The following is a 17,411-nucleotide window of genomic DNA, read 5'->3' on the forward strand; positions in this document are numbered from 1 at the left end:
ATGGCCTTCAATCTTTCCGCGCTTGCGGTGCGCGAACGCGCCGTCACCCTGTTCTTCATTCTGCTGCTGGTCGCAGCCGGGGCCTATGCCTTCCTCAGCCTCGGTCGGGCCGAGGATCCGAATTTCACCATCAAGACCATGACGGTCACCACCGTCTGGCCCGGCGCCACCGCGCGCGAGATGCAGGATCTGGTCGCCGAACCGCTGGAAAAGCGGCTTCAGGAACTGACCTGGTACGACCGGGTCGAGACGACCACGCGACCGGGCTATGCTTATCTGACACTGACGCTGAAGGACGCCACGCCGCCCTCGGCCGTGCAGGAAGAGTTCTATCAGGCCCGCAAGAAGATGGGGGATGAGACCCGCAACCTGCCCTCTGGCGTCTATGGCCCCTTCGTCAACGACGAATATTCCGACGTCAGCTTCGCGCTTTACGCGCTGCGCGCCGAAGGCATGCCGATGCGCGATCTGGCGCGCCAGGCCGAGGTGATCCGCCAGGACCTGCTGCATGTGCCCGGCGTCAAGAAGATCAACATCCTGGGCGAGCGCCCCGAGCAGATCTTCGTCGAATTCTCCTTTGCCATGCTGGCCACCCTCGGCCTGTCGCCGCAAGACATCGTCGCGGCCCTGCAACGGCAGAACACCCTGACTCCGGCCGGCTCGATCGACACCGAGGGGCCACGGGTCTTCATTCGGGTTGATGGCGCTTATGCAGATATTCAGGCAATCGCCGATACGCCGATTGCCGCCGGGGGCAAGACCCTGAAACTGTCCGATATCGCCGAGGTGAAACGCGGCTACGAAGACCCGCCCACCTATCTGATCCGCCGTCAGGGCCAGCCCACCCTCATGCTTGCCGCCGTCATGCAGGCAGGCTGGGATGGCCGCGCGCTTGGCGCCGCACTGGAGGACAAGACGGCAGCCATTGCCAAGACCCTGCCCCTGGGCATGACGCTGGACAAGGTCTCCGACCAGGCCGTCAACATCACCTCGGCAGTGGACGAGTTCATGCTGAAGTTCGCGATGGCGCTGAGCGTGGTGTTGCTGATCAGCCTGATCAGCATGGGCTGGCGCGTTGGCATCGTCGTCGCCGCCGCCGTGCCGCTGACCCTTGCCGTCGTCTTTCTCATCATGCTGGAAACTGGCCGCTTCTTTGATCGGATCACGCTGGGCGCGCTCATCCTCGCCCTGGGTCTGCTGGTGGATGACGCCATCATCGCCATCGAGGTCATGGTGGTGAAGATGGAAGAGGGCATGGACCGCATCAAGGCCGCCGCCTATGCGTGGAGCCACACCGCGGCACCCATGCTGTCGGGCACGCTGGTGACCATCGCGGGCTTTCTGCCGGTGGGCTTTGCCCGCTCCGCCGCCGGGGAATATGCCGGCAATATCTTCTGGGTCGTGGGCTTTGCGCTTGTCGTCTCCTGGCTCGTCGCGGTGATCTTCACGCCCTATCTGGGTGTGAAGATGCTGCCCGACATCAAACCGGTCGCGGGCGGGCACCATGCGATCTATGACACGCCGAATTACCGGCGCCTGCGGCGGCTCATCACCTTTGCCGTGCGCCACAAATTCGTGACCTGCGCGGTGGTCGGCCTCACCTTTGCCTTGGCTGTCGTCGGCATGGGCGGCGTCAAACAACAGTTCTTCCCGACCTCCGACCGCCCCGAAGTTCTGGTGGAGGTGCGCGAGCCCGAAGGCACCAGCATCGAGACGACAACCGCCACCGTGAAGACGCTGGAAGACTGGCTGGCCAAACAGCCCGAGGCCGAGATCGTCACCAGCTATGTCGGCCAGGGTGCCCCGCGCTTCTTCTTCGCCATGGCGCCGGAACTGCCGGATCCCGCTTTCGCCAAGATCGTCGTGCGGACCCCGGACGCCGAGGCGCGCGATGCCCTGAAGGCACGGTTGCGCGACGTGATTGCCCAAGGGATTGCGCCTCAGGCCTATGTCCGCATCACCCAGCTGGTCTTCGGCCCCTACACCCCCTTCCCGGTAGAGTTCCGTGTCATGGGCCCCGACCCTGAAAAGCTCTACGACATCTCGGAGTACGCGCTTGATATCATGCGCAAGGTGCGCGACGTGCGGCAGGCCAATCGCGATTGGGGTGACCGCGTGCCGGTGCTGCGCTTCGTGCCGGATCAGGACCGGCTGAACCTGATCGGCCTGTCACCCGCCGAGGTGAGCCAGCAGTTGCAATTCCTGCTCAGCGGCATTCCGGTGACCCAGGTCCGCGAGGATATCCGCAATGTCCCGGTCGTGGCCCGCAGCGCGGGTGACGCGCGGTTGGACCCGGCGCATCTCGCCGACTTCTCGCTGATGAGCCGGGACGGCCATGCGATCCCGCTTGACCAGATCGGCCATGCCGAGATCCAGATGGAAGAGCCGATCCTGAAGCGCCGCGACCGGACCCCCGTGATCACGATCCGCTCGGACATCAACGAGGCGACCCAACCGCCCGAGGTTTCCAAAGAGGTCATGCAGGCGCTTGCCCCGCTGATCGCAGCCCTTCCGGAAGGATATCGCATCGAAATGGGCGGCTCGATCGAAGAGGCCGCCAAGGCAAATACCGCTCTGGGCAAGGTCTTTCCGACCATGATCGCCGCCATGCTGATCGTCATCATGCTGCAGGTGCGCTCTTTCTCGACGATGATGATGGTCGTGCTGACCGCACCGCTGGGCCTCGTCGGTGTGGTGCCGATGCTTCTGGCCTTCAACCAGTCCTTCGGCTTCAACGCCATTCTGGGCCTGATCGGGCTGGCCGGCATCCTGATGCGCAACACGCTGATCCTGACCGAACAGATCAAGGAGAACCGTGCCGCTGGCCTTGATCCCTATAACGCCGTGATCGAGGCCACGGTTCAGCGCACAAGGCCCGTGGTCCTGACCGCCCTCGCCGCCGTGCTGGCCTTCATTCCGCTCACCCATTCGGTGTTCTGGGGCTCGATGGCCTATACGCTGATCGGCGGCACGGCGGCGGGCACGGTGCTGATCCTGCTGTTCCTGCCGGCACTCTATACCGCGTGGTTCCGCATCAAGCCCGCGGCGCACGAGGCCGATCCGGCTGTGGCAGCAGACCCGGAAATTCCCACCCGACTGGCCGCGGAATGACGCCCTTTGCCAAAGCTCGGCAGAGGCTTCACCCCGCGTTGCCACAACTGCGCCTTTCGAGTTCACGCGGCCAATATTCCCTTCGTTTTCAGAAGGGTCAGCGTTGAAGTCCAGACGCTCCCTGCCGAAGAGATACGGCGCTCTTCGGCATTCGGCCCCCTGTCTCGCGCCACCTCTGACTAGACAATCGCCATTTCAGGGATGTCGCCTTCGATAATCAGCCGGGCTGTCGTTTGAGATCTGATCGTAGCAATCGAAACGCCGGGACCGCGTTCGCGCAATACGAGGCCCGCATCCGTCGGCTCGATCACGGCAAGTTCCGTGACGATCAGGCTGACTCTCCGGGTAGCGGTTGGTGGAAGAGTGCACCTTGGCACGATCTTTGCCTCGCCTTTCGCCGAATGCACCATTGCCACGATCACGCGACGCGCTCCTGCAACTAGGTCCATGGCACCACCCATACCCGGGACCATGCGTCCCGGCACCATCCAGTTCGCAAGGATGCCGCGCTCGTCGACCTGCAATCCGCCAAGTACGGTTAAGTCGAGGTGGCCGCCCCGGATTATTCCGAAGCTCATGGCGCTGTCCAAGGTGGCCGCGCCGGGAACTGCGGTAACAAACCCGCCACCAGCATCGGTGAGGGAGGAGTCCTCCATCCCCTCCGGTGGGCGTGCCCCGAGGCCAATCATCCCATTCTCTGCCTGAAAGAATACACCCGACTCGCGTGGGAGATATTTTGCCACGAGGCTGGGCAGGCCGATGCCCAGATTGACAAGCATGCCCGGTCGAATTTCCTGCGTCACGCGCCGGGCGATGACTTCCTTGGGATCGATTATCATATCGCGCGCTCCAGCAAATGATCAACGAGAATGCCCGGTGTTTTGACCTGGTCCGGAGGGATGACACCGACAGGCACGATCAGGTCAGGTTCGGCTATGACGGTTTCCGCGGCGAACGCCATGATCGGATTGAAGTTATGGGCGGTAAGCGAATACAGAAGGTTGCCGAGATAATCGGCCTGCCGCGCGGCGATGATGGCAAAGTCGCCGCGGATCGGCTTTTCCAGCAGGAAGGGCTTGCCATCAACCATCACAATTTGCTTGCCCTCCTCGACCGGCGTGCCGAGCCCGGTCGCGGTCAGGACCCCACCAAGTCCATATCCGCCGGCGCGAATTCGCTCGACGAGGGTTCCCTGCGGCACGAGTTCCACCTCGATCTCGCCGGACATCATCCGTGCCTGGGTCTCGGGATTCAGACCGATGTGAGAGGCGACTAGGCGCCGCACTGCGCCTGCCGAGATCAGTTTGCCGATACCCTTGCCCGGCATCCCCGAATCGTTGGCAACGATGGTCAAGTCGCGCGCGCCGCGGCGGATCAAAGCATCGATCATGCGATGCGGCGAGCCGACCGCCATGAAGCCGCCGATCAGGACCGTTGCGCCGTCGTGGATCAGGGCCGCTGCCGCGTCCGCCCGAATAGCCGTCTTCATGCTTTTGCCTCCTGGAGCACGTTAATTGGACTGCGAGGTGCCGCTTCCTCACCATGAACCCCCTCGACGCTGAGGGCAGCAAGCTGAAACGCCTTTGCCGGAAGCCGGCCCGAACGACCGCGTTGCCGAACTTGGCACCGACGCCTCCGCAGGTGGTCCAACCCAGCAACCGGCCACGCCGCAAATTGTACAGAACATGGCGTGTTGGCCGACCCGTCAAGATTTTTCGTCCTTGTGTCGGTCAGCCGGATGCTTCTGTCGATAGACGAACGCTCGGGAAATCGCCTTCGCTGGACCTGCAAAGAATTGCTATGCCCTCACAGCTTTGCGATCAGTTCCGGCACGGCGGTGAAAAGGTCGGCGACCAGGCCATAATCGGCAACCTGGAAGATCGGCGCTTCGTCGTCCTTGTTGATCGCGACGATGACCTTGCTGTCCTTCATGCCGGCGAGGTGCTGGATCGCACCCGAGATGCCGACCGCGACGTAAAGGTTCGGCGCCACGACCTTGCCGGTCTGGCCGACCTGCCAGTCGTTCGGCGCATAGCCGGAGTCCACGGCGGCACGGGAGGCGCCAACAGCGCCGTTCAGCTTGTCGGCCAGCTTTTCGATCAGGTCGAAGGATTCCTTCGAGCCGACGCCACGCCCGCCCGAGACCACGATGCCGGCAGAGGTCAGCTCGGGCCGGTCCGAGGTCGCCACACGGTCCTCGACCCAGGCCGACAGCGCATTGGCGCCCGGGCCGCCGATTTTCTCGACCGAAGCCGCATTGCCGGTGCCGACCGCGGTAAAGCCCGCGGTGCGCACGGTGAAGACCTTGGTCGCATCCGAGGATTTGACCGTCTGCACGGCGTTGCCGGCATAGATCGGGCGCTCGAAGGTGTCGGCGTCGATCACGGCGGTCACATCCGACAGCACCATCACGTCCAGCAAAGCCGCCACGCGGGGCAGCACATTCTTGTTGGCCGCGGTCGAGGCGCCACAGATATGGCTGTAGCCTGAGGCCAGCCCCACCACCAGAGCGGCGGTCGCTTCAGCCATGCCGTGGCAATAGGCGTGATCCTCGGCAAAGAGCACCTTGGCGACGCCTTGCAGGGTCGCGGCCTCGGCCGCCGCCGCATCGCCACCCGTGCCGGCCACCAGCACATGGACCTCGCCCAGGGCGGTCACGGCCGCCAGGGTCTTGGCCACGGCGTCGGTCGCAAGGTGGCCGTCATTCACATCGGCAATCAGAAGAACGGCCATCAGAGCACCCCCGCTTCGTCTTTGAGTTTGGCGATCAGCTCGTCCACCGAGCCGACCTTGACGCCGGCCTTGCGGCCCGCCGGTTCGACGGTTTTCAGCACGGTCAGACGCGGCGACACGTCCACACCGAAGTCGGCGGGCGTCTTCAAAGCCAGCGGTTTTGCCTTGGCTTTCATGATGTTGGGCAGGCTGGCATAGCGCGGCTCGTTCAGGCGGAGGTCAACGGTCAGCACCGCCGGAAGGGTCACGGCGATGGTCTGCAAGCCGCCATCGACTTCACGCGTCACGGTGGCCTTGCCGTCCGCAATCGCCAGTTCCGAAATGAAGGTGCCCTGCGCCCAGCCCAGCAGGGCCGAGAGCATCTGCCCCGTCGCATTCATATCATTATCAATGGCTTGCTTGCCGCAAAGCACCAGACCCGGCGCCTCTGCCGCCACGACAGCGGCCAGAAGCTTGGCCACGGCGAGCGGTTCGATATCGGTCTGCACGTCGGTGGTGGCCTCGATCAGGATGGCCCGGTCGGCGCCCATGGCCAGCGCGGTCCGCAAAGTCTCCTGCGCCTGTTTCACGCCGATCGACACCACGATGACTTCGGTCGCAATCCCCTTTTCCTTCAGGCGGATAGCTTCCTCGACGGCGATCTCGTCGAAGGGGTTCATCGACATCTTCACATTCGCAAGATCGACACCGGACCCGTCCGCCTTGACGCGAACCTTCACGTTGTAGTCGATCACACGTTTGACAGGCACTAGAACCTTCATCGCATCACCTCTTTCAGTAAAACGCCTGTAGCCCGGTCACAGCGCGCCCCAGGATCAAAGCGTGGATGTCATGGGTGCCTTCATAGGTGTTGACCGTTTCAAGGTTCACCATGTGGCGCATGATCTGGTAGTCTTCCTGGATGCCGTTGCCGCCGTGCATGTCGCGGGCGACGCGTGCGGCGTCCAGCGCTTTGCCGCAGTTGTTGCGCTTGATAAGCGAAATCATTTCCGGCGCAGCATTTGCCTCATCCATCAGACGGCCGACGCGCAGACTGGCTTGCAGCCCCAGGCTGATTTCCGTCAACATGTTCGCCAGTTTCAGTTGATGAAGCTGCGTCCCCGCTAAGGGTTTGTTGAATTGTTTGCGCTCAAGCCCGTACTGACGCGCGGCCGCCATGCAGAACTCCGCCGCCCCCATCACGCCCCAGGCAATGCCATAGCGCGCACGGTTCAGACAACCGAACGGGCCTTTCAACCCTTCGACATTCGGCAGCAGAGCCTCCTCGCCGACCTCAACATCCTTCAGAACGATTTCCCCGGTGATCGATGCCCGCAGAGACAGCTTGCCGCCGATCTTCGGCGCCGTGAGACCCTTCGTGCCCTTGTCCAACACGAAGCCCTTGATCTTTCCACCATGAGCCTCGGATTTCGCCCAGACTACAAAGACATCGGCAATCGGTGCGTTGGAAATCCACATCTTCGCGCCGTTCAACACGTAGCCATTCGAGGTCTTCTTGGCGACGGTCCTCATGCCTGCCGGATCAGACCCTGCATCAGGTTCGGTCAGGCCGAAGCAGCCGATCAATTCCCCCGAGGCGAGTTTGGGCAGATATTTGAGGCGCTGCGCCTCAGTCCCGTAGGCATAGATCGGATACATCACCAGGCTGGATTGCACCGACATCATGGACCGATAGCCGGAATCCACGCGCTCCACTTCCCGCGCGACAAGGCCGTAGGCAACGTAGGAGCCGCCGAGCCCGCCGTATTCTTCGGGAATGGTGACGCCGAGCAGACCCATTTCACCCATTTCGCGAAAAATGGCGGGGTCGGTGGATTCGTCACGATAGGCGGTGATGATGCGGGGTTGCAGCTTTTCTCGCGCATAGGCGCGGGCTGCGTCGCGTATCATGCGTTCATCTTCGGAAAGCTGGTCGTCCAAGCGGAACGGATCTTGCCAATCAAACAGGCCCAGCTCGGGTGCATCTTTCGGTTTCAGTGCCATGGTCATGCCTCTCAGAGGATTAAAGGGTGCGGATGTGCGGGCCTAGCCTGGACGGCTCTCAGCGTGTCGGGACGGGCGTCTCGCCACGATAGTCATAAAAGCCGCGCCCAGACTTGCGGCCATGCCAGCCAGCCTCGACATATTTCACCAAAAGCGGACAGGGGCGGTACTTCGTGTCGGCCAGCCCGTCGTGCAGGACGTTCATGATCGCTAGGCAAGTGTCGAGCCCAATGAAATCAGCCAATTCCAGCGGGCCCATTGGGTGATTGGCGCCGAGCTTCAGCGACATGTCGATCGACCTGACATTTCCCACGCCTTCATAAAGCGTGTACACTGCCTCGTTGATCATTGGCATCAGCACACGGTTGACGATGAAGGCCGGAAAATCCTCGGCGCTGGCCGCAGTTTTGCCGAGAGTGCGCACCACCTCGTGCAAAGTGTCCCAGGTATCTTGGTCGGTGGCGATGCCGCGGATCAGCTCGACCAATTGCATCACAGGCACGGGATTCATGAAATGCAGTCCCATGAATCGTTCTGGCCGGTCGGTGCGGCTCGCCAGGCGTGTGATGGAAATGGATGAGGTATTGGAGGTCAGGATCGTATGCGGAAGCAGGTGCGGTTGCAGGTTGGCAAAAATGCCATTCTTGAGATCTTCGCGCTCGGTTGCGGCTTCCACCACGAGGTCAGTTGCACCCGCTTCGCTGATATCCAAGGAGGTGTGAATGCGGGCAAGTGCGGCCGCTCGCTCATCCGCCGTTACTTTCCCGCGCGCGACCTGTCGGTCAAGGTTTTGGCCAATGGTCTTAACGGCCTTTTCAAGGCCTTCGGGGTTGATGTCGTGCAGCACGATATCGTAGTGTGCAAGGGCGAACGCGTGAGCAATACCGTTGCCCATCTGTCCTGCCCCGATCACACTCACCTTGTGAATGTTCATCGCCGGTCCCCTCCTCACTGACCAGTCCGGAGCATTCGACTTGAGGCGTCGCAGTTTGCGAAAAGTTCCGGGACGTTATCTGGTCCGAGGTTGGTATAAGGTCAGATGATCTCTGCTCAAAATACCAAATCCCCGGAAATCCGGGCATCGCGCGCACAACACCCTTGCACAATCCGCGCGACATTTGCGGTATAAACGACTGAAGCGGATGTCCATGATCGGTGGAGGGCAGGTTAATTCTGCTTTGGACTCGGTTGGTCGAGGTCAAACCAGTAAAGCGCGGGGACTGGGCCGTCGCGCGCTCGATGCCGGAAGATGTGCGTGTCACCAAGGTTGGATTTGATCATGGAAGTCATTTCCCTCTTTGGTTTGATGGGCTTGCGAAAGGCCTGACGTCTGACACCGGCGGTTCAGCTAGGGTTGCCTTGGGCGCCGCCGTCTGGATCTCGCCAGTGCCGGAACGACCCGCTCGCGTTGATGCCGCCGGACCCAAGCCGTTGCATATCGCGTAATTCACCGCCGCCGGCCGGTCCTGATTGGTGACCTTCGCCGGAAAATCCCCCCACCTCATCCGCAAGCCTGCGGAGCCCTGAGCGGCCGGCCAACAGATGCGACCAAGGCATCTCGACATTTCCAGCAAAGGATGTGATGGCCTCCATGCTGGTCACAACAATCCGTCGCATTCTACTCTCCTAGCAATCTCGGTACGTCAGAACCGCTCAATTCTGCTTGAGGTTGACGAAGCGTGACCGGAAGGAAGACCAGAATGGCCAGTGCTGAACCTGTGGTCACGATGACCGCAAGGGAGGGTGGCGGCGAAAGCGGCAGGACCCCTCAAGTTAATCAGACGGCAGCATCCGGCCATGTCCTGCGCGGTCGACTCTCAAGATCGGATATTCGGCCGCTGCTGCCTTCGGGCGGCGCATAGTGCGCAGCGCGGACGGTGTCGGGCACTGGTGTGCCGGGTCGAACGCTCCATTACTGGCGATACCATTGCGGGACCCTGCCCCGAGATCACCCCGCGTCACCTTATCTAAAACGCTTGCAGACGTGGGTAGGCCCGTGGCGCAAACCAGGCGGCCGCATCACTGCCGCTGATTTTAGCCTCGCTCGAGCAGAGTTCGCGGATGAGTGCAGCGCATTCTTCCGCGATGGGTGCCTGGCCGGTGCAGGTAATTTCGACCTGCCTGCGAAGGGCATCAGCCCGACAATAGGCGAGTCAAATGCCGGGTCCGGCCGATCAGTTGCGATCGAGCGGTCGAATCCGGCGTCGCCAGAAATTGGTCCGCCAAGGATGGTGCTTTGATAAGTTTCATGTCTCTGGGACTGAACACTCAGGCGACCGCGAGCGAGACCTTGATATTGCCTCGCACCGCCTTGGAATAGGGGCAGGTTTGATCTGCAAGTTCGGCCAGTTGTGTTGCCACATCATGGTCGAGGCCGGGGAGGCTGATCTTGAGACGTGCCTGAAGGAAGTATTCGCCGCTTACGCCACACAGATCAACCTCGGCATCGATGGCCATATCAACAGGCAAAGCCACTTTCATCTTGCGCGCGGCCAGGCCAAGGGCGCCTTCGAAGCAGGCTGACCACCCCGCTGCGAACAGCTGTTCCGGATTGGTGCCTGCGCCGGTGCTGCCGGGTTTGGAAAGTTTCACATCAAGCCGCCCGTCAGAACTACGGGCTGAGCCTTCGCGGCCGCCTACGGTATGCGTCATAGCCGTGTAGATAACGGGGCTGGTGTCAGTCATGGTCTTGCTCCTTGATTCTATGATCACTTTTGCGGATGCGGCCCAAGGCTCGTCCGTTTTGCCTAAAGCCGCGAAGATCAATGCGGCACGGGGGAGGTCGGGCATAAACTCTGCCGGCGCATACCGGCTTCAGGTGCCCAGATTGCAACGCTATCCGAACAGCCGCTCTTTGCTGGGAAGGTCTGCGGTGGATGCCAATTCGTCCAGCATCTGCGAACGCGCAAACAGCAACTCAGCCTCGGTATCGCTGTGTGTTGTGGCCGTGCATTCCCTAAACTTCTCCCAGAGTTGCTCTGTCGACAGCGGGTCGAAGGCGTGCCCCAGAACAGTCCTGATCTCGCCCGTATCAAATGTCTTTCCGCTGTGCAGCTGCACGACCACCCGCTCCGACGGGGAATGCGCCGGGTCGCGCGCGTCGTAGGCATCGACCGGAACCAATTTTACCTTTGGCAGGAACGCCTGAATATCAGGACGCAGCACCACTTCGTCCCTGAGTTCAGCAATCCCCATGCGTCCAAGAATTACCGCCGCAGCCATGGCGAAGTGCTCGCTGAACTTGGCTTCAAGCCCGGTCTGCGGACGTTCGTTGACCAAGACATCGGTCTGACCCCGACCCATGGTGATCGTGATCGTCGAGACATCATCGGCCTTCACACCTTGACCCTGCAGCATTTTGGCTGTCGCATCGAAGGAACGATGCATGAAATAGCAAGTCGGGTAGCGCTTGACGCAAAGGCGGTGGCCAAGGATGTGCCACTCTTCGCCGACCTTCGAAGGGGAATCCCAGTCTGCGGTCAGAGTGGGCGAAAAAGCCGTCAGGAATCCACGGCGATGTTCCAAAGCGACCCTCGATGCGGTAGCACCCTTGCTGGCCAACCGCGTCGCGATGATTCCGCTGCGGGCGGCCATTCCCGCATGATAAGGCTTGGTCATGGTCCCAAAGTTCACGGCGAGACCGCTGGCGTGGCTAGCGGACATGGCCAAGGCCGCCGAAGCGCGCTCTGCCGGCAATTTGTGCAGGACCGCAGCGGCGGCAGCGCTGGCCACTGACCCGAAAACCGAGGTCGGGTGCCAGCCTTTCATATGGTAGTTACTGCTGCGGCGGACCAATTCGGCCCAAACCTCGTAACCTGCCACATAAGCGGTCACCATATCTCGGCCGGTTGCACCGCGCATTTCGCCTTCGGCCAGAATAGTCGGCACGAGAATGGCACTGGGGTGGCCTGTCAGGGCCTGATCGTCAAAATCCAGAGCATGGGCAGCCGTGCCGTTGATCAGCGCTGCATCTGGTGCAGAAATCCATAGGTCAGACAAGCAAGCCCGGGCCTGCCTTGGAGCGGGGCCAACCGATACTTCGTCATGGACGATCCTTACAATCTGCTCAGGTATTCCCGACATAATGACGCCGATCGTATCGCTGAAGGCATCTCGGGCAAGCGCGATGGAGTCGGTTGGCAAGCGGTCGAACGCTACGGTCTCAAGGAATTTCCCTAGGTCGGCTGTCAGAGTCATGGACTTTCCTTACAAATTGGTCACCTTGCGATCCGCATCGGCGATTTCGTTTTTTGGCATATTGTTAAAGATATCCCACAGTTTAGGATATAGTCAATTGCTGTTTGGGCCATGCCCTGTGCCGCACGTCATCTGTCGTGGCGCGCATGGCGTCCAACGGCTGATCGCCGCTCGCCCCATGTGACCGGGGATAGAAACCTTGTTCTGTTTAAGTTTATGTTATAAGAGAGAAACTCTTTGTGATCCCCTTTGCTGGCAAAAAAATGCTCAACGTTCTGACTTTGGCCCCGATCCGCGCGGCTCGACCTGCCCTCCTCCGAAATTTCAAGATCCCGGTTCTATGAGCAAAATCGTCTTCAAATTGCACTATTTAGGACTATTTAATTTCGGAGACCTGTGGGGAGTTCGCCTGCCGCCCGAAGGGATTGAAAGTCAGCGCGTGCCAACTCATGGCCTTGAAAGCAACGCGGCCTGACGGCAGGAGCGCCGCGCCCAAGTCATGTCACAAGGCGACTTCGGTCACCCAACGGCGCGTGGAGGCAGGCCAAGGCCGGTCGTAATAGTCGACATCCGTTGGGTTACTTCACGTGCCGCGCGTTTGACCGACATCTTAACCTTTTGAAGATCAGTGTCGCGCAGTTCCTCTTGTCCACAGGCGATGCCAATGGCGCCGATGATCGCGTTGTCAACATTGAAGATCGGGGCGGCGATGCCGACAACGCCTGGATTGAACTCACCCACAGATTTCACAAAACCGTCAGAGCGGATCTGCGACAAAGTCTCGCGGAACTCAGTCCAAGTCTTGCCGAGGTTCGCTTCCGTTATGGCGTCGGTTCTGCGTTCAAAGATCGCGCGCAGCCGGTGGCTGGGCAAATGCGCAAGGATTACTTTCGAAATTGCACCCCGGAACAGCGGTCTGCGCTGGCCACGGGTGAACAGGTTGGTCGGACTGAGCGGCGCGCGCAATTCGTCGATGCAAAGTACGGCGTTCTGGAAATGCATGCAAAGCAGTGCGGAGTGTCCAGTGGCATCTACCAGCTGTTGCAGCATACCATTGGCCGCCTGTAGCAACGGATCGGTCCGGCGGATTTGCAAGTCCAGTTCGATGATTCGCGATCCGAGCATATAATAGCCGTTGCCGACGGCGCTGATCAGACCGGCCGAATTCAAGGCCTTGATGTAGCGGTAGCCGGTGGAGCGTGACGCCTCCAGAATCTCGATGATGTCAGTGGTTGACCATACGGGAACGTCTGGGGTGAACAGGTCAAGAATGCTCAGCATCTTGGTCAGGCTGCTGGCACCGCTGCGTTCGCTGTCTGTACCTGCCTCCGCGACATTGATCTCTGCGCTTTCCTCTTGCTTCGACTCTGCCTCAATTTGCGCCACGCCCATATCCTCTGTCTGTTGCTTCGTCAAAGTCACGCCTCTCAGCCAGTGTACGATTCCATTCATGCCGGCAAAATATGCCGAAGATTGAGACTCTCTGGAGTCTAGTCTTCCCGAACTCCGATGAAAATAGCGTTGCGCAGGTTTTCCTCACGATCCTTGAGTCAGCACCATCCGGGGGACTTGTGGTGCGGAAAGATACGGAGTCACACGGGTCAGCGATAGATGGTTGTGCCCTTAGGAAACGGTGAGCTTTTGAGGCGAGGTGATCCCTGCGCTCCGGGTTGAGGAACGCGCCACGACCAGGAGATGGCAAAAAGCATAGGGAATATGCCATCCTGGCTCACGCCTTTAAAGCACGAGCAAAGGGGGAAGTCAGAAGGTGGCCGATTTGCCCATGAATATGAGGCCGCCGCTTTACTGTTCGCCGCCTCGTTATTTTGTGGCAATGGTTTCGGTCAGATATGGGGCCGCGTGTATTGACTAATGCCACATTGTGGCATTTTGTTCAGATACCAGCCGCGATCTACTACGGCCCGCGGATTGGGCGAATTTGAGGCGACGCGCCTCCTTCTGTCACCCTGAACCGGCGGCTCATCCATCAATGCACCAGACCTGCGGGTCTTGGCCTCGCACCCGAGGCATAATCAGACAAAGGAATCGAATGACATGACCGAAATTCTCCGAGCTTTTGTAACCGGCGCGGCGGGTGGAATAGGGCGGGCCATTGCGACCTCACTGGTGGATGCGGGCCATCTGGTGGTATTGGCCGACCGGGACGCCGGTGCGCTGGACGAACTGGCGCAGCAACTGGGGCCGAATGCGACCACGATCAAACTTGACGTGACTGACGGGGCCGCTGTCAGCAACCTTCCAAATAAGATCCCGGAGACCTTTGGACCGATCGATGTTGTGATCAACAATGCCGGTCATCACCTTGGAGGAGGTACAAAATTCGCAGACGGCCCGGTGGATGACTGGGCGTCGATCATCGAAACCAACTTGATCGGGCTCATGCGGGTCACGCATGCTTTCCTACCCGGCATGATTGCACGCAACCGGGGCCATATCGTCAATATAAGCTCGATCAATGCCCTGCGCATCGTGCCGACCATGACACCTTATGGCGCATCGAAAGCGGGGGTACACATGTTGAGCGATACGCTCCGCGCAGAACTGGCCGAGAATGACATCAAGGTCACCGAGATTCATCCCGGCCTGACCAAGACAAACATCCAGGCGCAGCGCTTCCGAGGCGATGTGGAAAAGGCCAACAGCTATTTCGAACGCTTCCGCATGTATCTGGTGCCCGAAGACATCGCGCGCAGCGTGATGTTTGTGCTGGAACAACCGCCTCATGTGCAGATTGCGCAGATGGTGGTGCTTCCCACGGATCGGGGCTGAAAAAGCGCAGGGGCGCAGCCGGATCGGCGCGCCCCTGCGGATCATTCTGGCCGGATGCGCCACGCTTGCCGCAAAAGGCCTAGCCGCGCGCCATTTCCTCGGCGGTCAGCACGAAACCTTCCAGACCCATCAGCGCGGCAAGCTGGAAAATCTCCAGGATCTCGCCCTTGGTCGCCCCTTCGCGGATGGCATTGCGGACGTGAATCCGCAAGCCCGGCTCGTAGCTGTGGGTCACCGTGCAGTCGATGCCGATGCAGACAAACTCGCGCTCTTTCCGGCTCAGCGTGCCGCGATACCAGGATTCGGTCGACATGTCAGTCAGGGCAGCAAAATATGCCGGCATCTGCCGGGCCACCGAGTCGCGATCACTGTTCCAGAAGCCGCGAATATCAATGAATCGCTGTTTGGCGGCTTCAAAGACGGGATCGACCTCGGGCAACGCGACATCGGGTTTGCCTGCCTTTTTCCACTCATCCTCCAGCACCGGCACCGATGCGTAAAGTGCGTGGTTGGCCAGTCCTACGATGGAGATCAGGACGTCAAGGATATCCGCCTCGGTCCCGCCCGCCGCAAGAATCCGCCGGTGTTGCCGGCGCAGCGCCTCGACATTCAACGCCGAGGCCGCCGCATGCATTGCAAAGTAGATCAGCTCCTTGACCCGGGCCGACAGGTGCTTGCCGTTCATCGGCGCATGCCAGAACTGGGCGGCGGCGGCATAAGAGGTCGGCGAGATGGCCTTGATATGGTCGATCACGGCCTGGCTGCTGAACACCGCGTCAAACAGGGTCGGATCAAAAGAGCCGCTCTGGGGCGTGGTCTTGTCGTCCATGTCTCTACTCTGCAATCCAATGTGGGGTGATGCAGCGGCTGGCGGATTTCCAGACACCGGCATCAGGCATAAACGAAAAATCCGCGCCGATCCAACAGACCGGCGCGGCGCGTCACCTGCGGTTACAGGCGGACGATGACGGATTTGGTCTGGGTATAGGCGTCGATCGATTCCGGCCCCATTTCGCGACCGACGCCGGATTGCTTGTAGCCGCCCACCGACATGACCTGATCAATCTCGCCATAGGTGTTGACCCAGACGCGACCGGCATGCAAGCGCCGCGCGACCTTGTGCGCCCGCGACAGATCACGGGTCCAGACTGCGGCAGCCAGACCATATTCGGTTGTGTTGCTTTGGAAGACGGCATCGTCGTCGTCCTTGAACGAGATGATCGACAGGATCGGCCCGAAGATTTCTTCCTGCGCGATCTTCATCGAATTGTCGACGTTGGAGAAGACGGTCGGCTGCACATAGTAGCCCACATCGCCCTTGCGCCCGCCCGCAAGCCCGGCCTTGGCGCCCTGCGCGTGGCCCGCGTCGATATAGCTCAAGACCCGTTCCATCTGCTTGGCGGAAATCAGCGGCCCAAGTTCCACCCCGGCTTCGAACGGCGAACCGACCTTGTAGCCCGCGGCGATCTTGCTGACCTTTTCGCTGACCTCATCATAGACCGACTCATGCACGAAAAGCCGCGTCCCGGCCGAGCAGATCTGGCCGGAGTTCCGGGTAAAGGTGCTGGCCGCCGCCGCAATCGCCTTGGTCAGATCGGCGTCCTGGAAAATGATGTTGGGCGATTTGCCACCCAATTCCAGCGTCACTTTCTTGAAATTGCCCGCCGAGGCCGCAAGGATTTGCCGCCCCACCGCTGTCGAGCCGGTGAAGGAGATCTTGTTGATGTCCGGGTGGTTGGTCAGTGCATTGCCCACCGTGGCGCCATAGCCGGTCACGACGTTCAGAACCCCGGGCGGAACGCCCGCCTCAAGGATCAGTTCGGCCAGGCGCAGGGTGGTAAAGCTGGTCAACTCGGCCGGCTTGATCACGGCGGTATTCCCGCAGGCCAGCGCCGGTGCGATTTTGGTAGCGGCCTGGTTCAGCGGGGCGTTCCACGGGTTGATCAGCGCGCAGACGCCCAGCGGCTCGCGCAGGCCATAGATCAGGCGCCCCGGCTCGCTGGGCGATGTGGCGCCCATGATCTTGGTCGGCCAGCCCGCATAATAGCGGAAGGTCTGCGCGCAGTATTTGACGAAATTCCGCGACACGGTGATCGGCGCGCCAAGGTCCAGCGTTTCCAGCACGGCAAGCTGATCGGCGTGTTTGTCGACCAGATCCGCCACATCGCTGAGCAATTTGCCCCGCACATGCGGCGTCATATTGGCCCAGGCGGCGGATTCAAACGCCGCCCGCGCCGCGGCCACGGCCAGATCGACATCCGCGGAATCGCCTTCGACCACCTCGGCCACAACCTCTTCAGTCGCCGGGTTGATGGCCTTGAATGTCTTGCCCGAAAGCGCGTTCACATGCTTGCCGTTGATAAGCATCTGCTTCGGGCCGCCCTTCAGCCACTCTATCGCTGCGCCATATCCGGCAATCTGGGACAAACCTGATGTCTCGGTCAAAGTGACTTCCTCTCTCTCGGGTGATTGGGGCCCGTGCTGCTCCGACGTGGTTCACCACAGGGAGCCTCCTCGGGCCAAACTTAAGCCTCTCGGCGACGAAAAGTCAACCAAATCCCGTATAAAGGGACTTCTTCGATATCCTCTGGCCGCAC

At 60.7% G+C, this 17,411-nt stretch carries 15 protein-coding genes; 3 read left to right on the forward strand and 12 right to left on the reverse strand.

Annotated elements, in window-relative coordinates; translation table 11 throughout:
- Positions 1-3,111 carry an efflux RND transporter permease subunit gene (locus tag AC1DZT_RS20495; RefSeq protein ID WP_478008505.1) on the forward strand — a complete coding sequence of 1,037 codons (3,111 nt, stop codon included), beginning with the start codon at positions 1-3 and terminating at the stop codon, positions 3,109-3,111.
- A 179-nt stretch (positions 3,112-3,290) separates the two neighbouring features.
- On the opposite strand, the gene AC1DZT_RS20500 is transcribed toward AC1DZT_RS20495, so the two are convergent.
- From AC1DZT_RS20500 to AC1DZT_RS20540, 9 genes are all read right to left on the reverse strand, one after another.
- Entirely contained in the window at positions 3,291-3,944 is a 654-nt protein-coding gene (locus tag AC1DZT_RS20500) for a 3-oxoacid CoA-transferase subunit B (protein ID WP_478008586.1), read from the reverse strand.
- A 2-nt stretch (positions 3,945-3,946) separates the two neighbouring features.
- Positions 3,947-4,600: a CoA transferase subunit A gene (locus tag AC1DZT_RS20505; protein ID WP_478008506.1), complete on the reverse strand. Its 654-nt coding sequence runs from the start codon at positions 4,598-4,600 to the stop codon at positions 3,947-3,949.
- 317 nt (positions 4,601-4,917) lie between these two features.
- Positions 4,918-5,844 carry an electron transfer flavoprotein subunit alpha/FixB family protein gene (locus AC1DZT_RS20510; protein WP_478008507.1) on the reverse strand — a complete coding sequence of 309 codons (927 nt, stop codon included), beginning with the start codon at positions 5,842-5,844 and terminating at the stop codon, positions 4,918-4,920.
- The gene (locus tag AC1DZT_RS20515) at positions 5,844-6,605 is read right to left on the reverse strand and encodes an electron transfer flavoprotein subunit beta/FixA family protein (RefSeq protein WP_478008508.1); all 762 of its coding nucleotides are present in this window, start codon (positions 6,603-6,605) and stop codon (positions 5,844-5,846) included. Before AC1DZT_RS20515 ends, AC1DZT_RS20510 begins: the two co-directional genes overlap by 1 nt.
- A 13-nt stretch (positions 6,606-6,618) precedes the next feature.
- Positions 6,619-7,827: an acyl-CoA dehydrogenase gene (locus AC1DZT_RS20520; RefSeq protein ID WP_478008509.1), complete on the reverse strand. Its 1,209-nt coding sequence runs from the start codon at positions 7,825-7,827 to the stop codon at positions 6,619-6,621.
- A 58-nt stretch (positions 7,828-7,885) separates the two neighbouring features.
- Positions 7,886-8,761 carry a 3-hydroxybutyryl-CoA dehydrogenase gene (locus tag AC1DZT_RS20525; protein WP_478008510.1) on the reverse strand — a complete coding sequence of 292 codons (876 nt, stop codon included), beginning with the start codon at positions 8,759-8,761 and terminating at the stop codon, positions 7,886-7,888.
- Positions 8,762-9,171: 410 nt separating this feature from the next.
- Positions 9,172-9,444 carry a hypothetical protein gene (locus tag AC1DZT_RS20530; RefSeq protein ID WP_478008511.1) on the reverse strand — a complete coding sequence of 91 codons (273 nt, stop codon included), beginning with the start codon at positions 9,442-9,444 and terminating at the stop codon, positions 9,172-9,174.
- A 651-nt stretch (positions 9,445-10,095) separates the two neighbouring features.
- A complete protein-coding gene (locus AC1DZT_RS20535; protein ID WP_478008512.1) occupies positions 10,096-10,512 on the reverse strand; it encodes an organic hydroperoxide resistance protein in 417 nt (138 codons plus the stop codon).
- A gap of 150 nt (positions 10,513-10,662) precedes the next feature.
- The gene (locus AC1DZT_RS20540) at positions 10,663-12,024 is read right to left on the reverse strand and encodes an MmgE/PrpD family protein (protein WP_478008513.1); all 1,362 of its coding nucleotides are present in this window, start codon (positions 12,022-12,024) and stop codon (positions 10,663-10,665) included.
- A gap of 340 nt (positions 12,025-12,364) precedes the next feature.
- On the opposite strand from AC1DZT_RS20540, the gene AC1DZT_RS20545 reads away from it, so the two are divergent.
- On the forward strand, positions 12,365-12,499 hold the full coding sequence (locus AC1DZT_RS20545; RefSeq protein WP_478008514.1) for a hypothetical protein: 135 nt from the start codon (positions 12,365-12,367) through the stop codon (positions 12,497-12,499).
- Between the two features lie 44 nt (positions 12,500-12,543).
- On the opposite strand, the gene AC1DZT_RS20550 is transcribed toward AC1DZT_RS20545, so the two are convergent.
- Entirely contained in the window at positions 12,544-13,410 is an 867-nt protein-coding gene (locus AC1DZT_RS20550; RefSeq protein ID WP_478008515.1) for an IclR family transcriptional regulator, read from the reverse strand.
- A 669-nt stretch (positions 13,411-14,079) separates the two neighbouring features.
- On the opposite strand from AC1DZT_RS20550, the gene AC1DZT_RS20555 reads away from it, so the two are divergent.
- Entirely contained in the window at positions 14,080-14,814 is a 735-nt protein-coding gene (locus AC1DZT_RS20555) for an SDR family oxidoreductase (protein ID WP_478008516.1), read from the forward strand.
- A gap of 79 nt (positions 14,815-14,893) precedes the next feature.
- Here the strand turns inward: AC1DZT_RS20555 and AC1DZT_RS20560 are convergent, their stop codons facing one another.
- Both AC1DZT_RS20560 and AC1DZT_RS20565 read right to left on the reverse strand, forming a co-directional pair.
- Positions 14,894-15,643, reverse strand: coding sequence for a carboxymuconolactone decarboxylase family protein (locus tag AC1DZT_RS20560; protein ID WP_478008517.1), 750 nt, complete (start codon positions 15,641-15,643; stop codon positions 14,894-14,896).
- Positions 15,644-15,765: 122 nt separating this feature from the next.
- Positions 15,766-17,259, reverse strand: coding sequence for an aldehyde dehydrogenase family protein (locus AC1DZT_RS20565; protein ID WP_478008518.1), 1,494 nt, complete (start codon positions 17,257-17,259; stop codon positions 15,766-15,768).
- Positions 17,260-17,411 lie beyond the last annotated feature (152 nt).

The organism is Rhodobacter sp. P1_C2 (genome assembly GCF_056406375.1).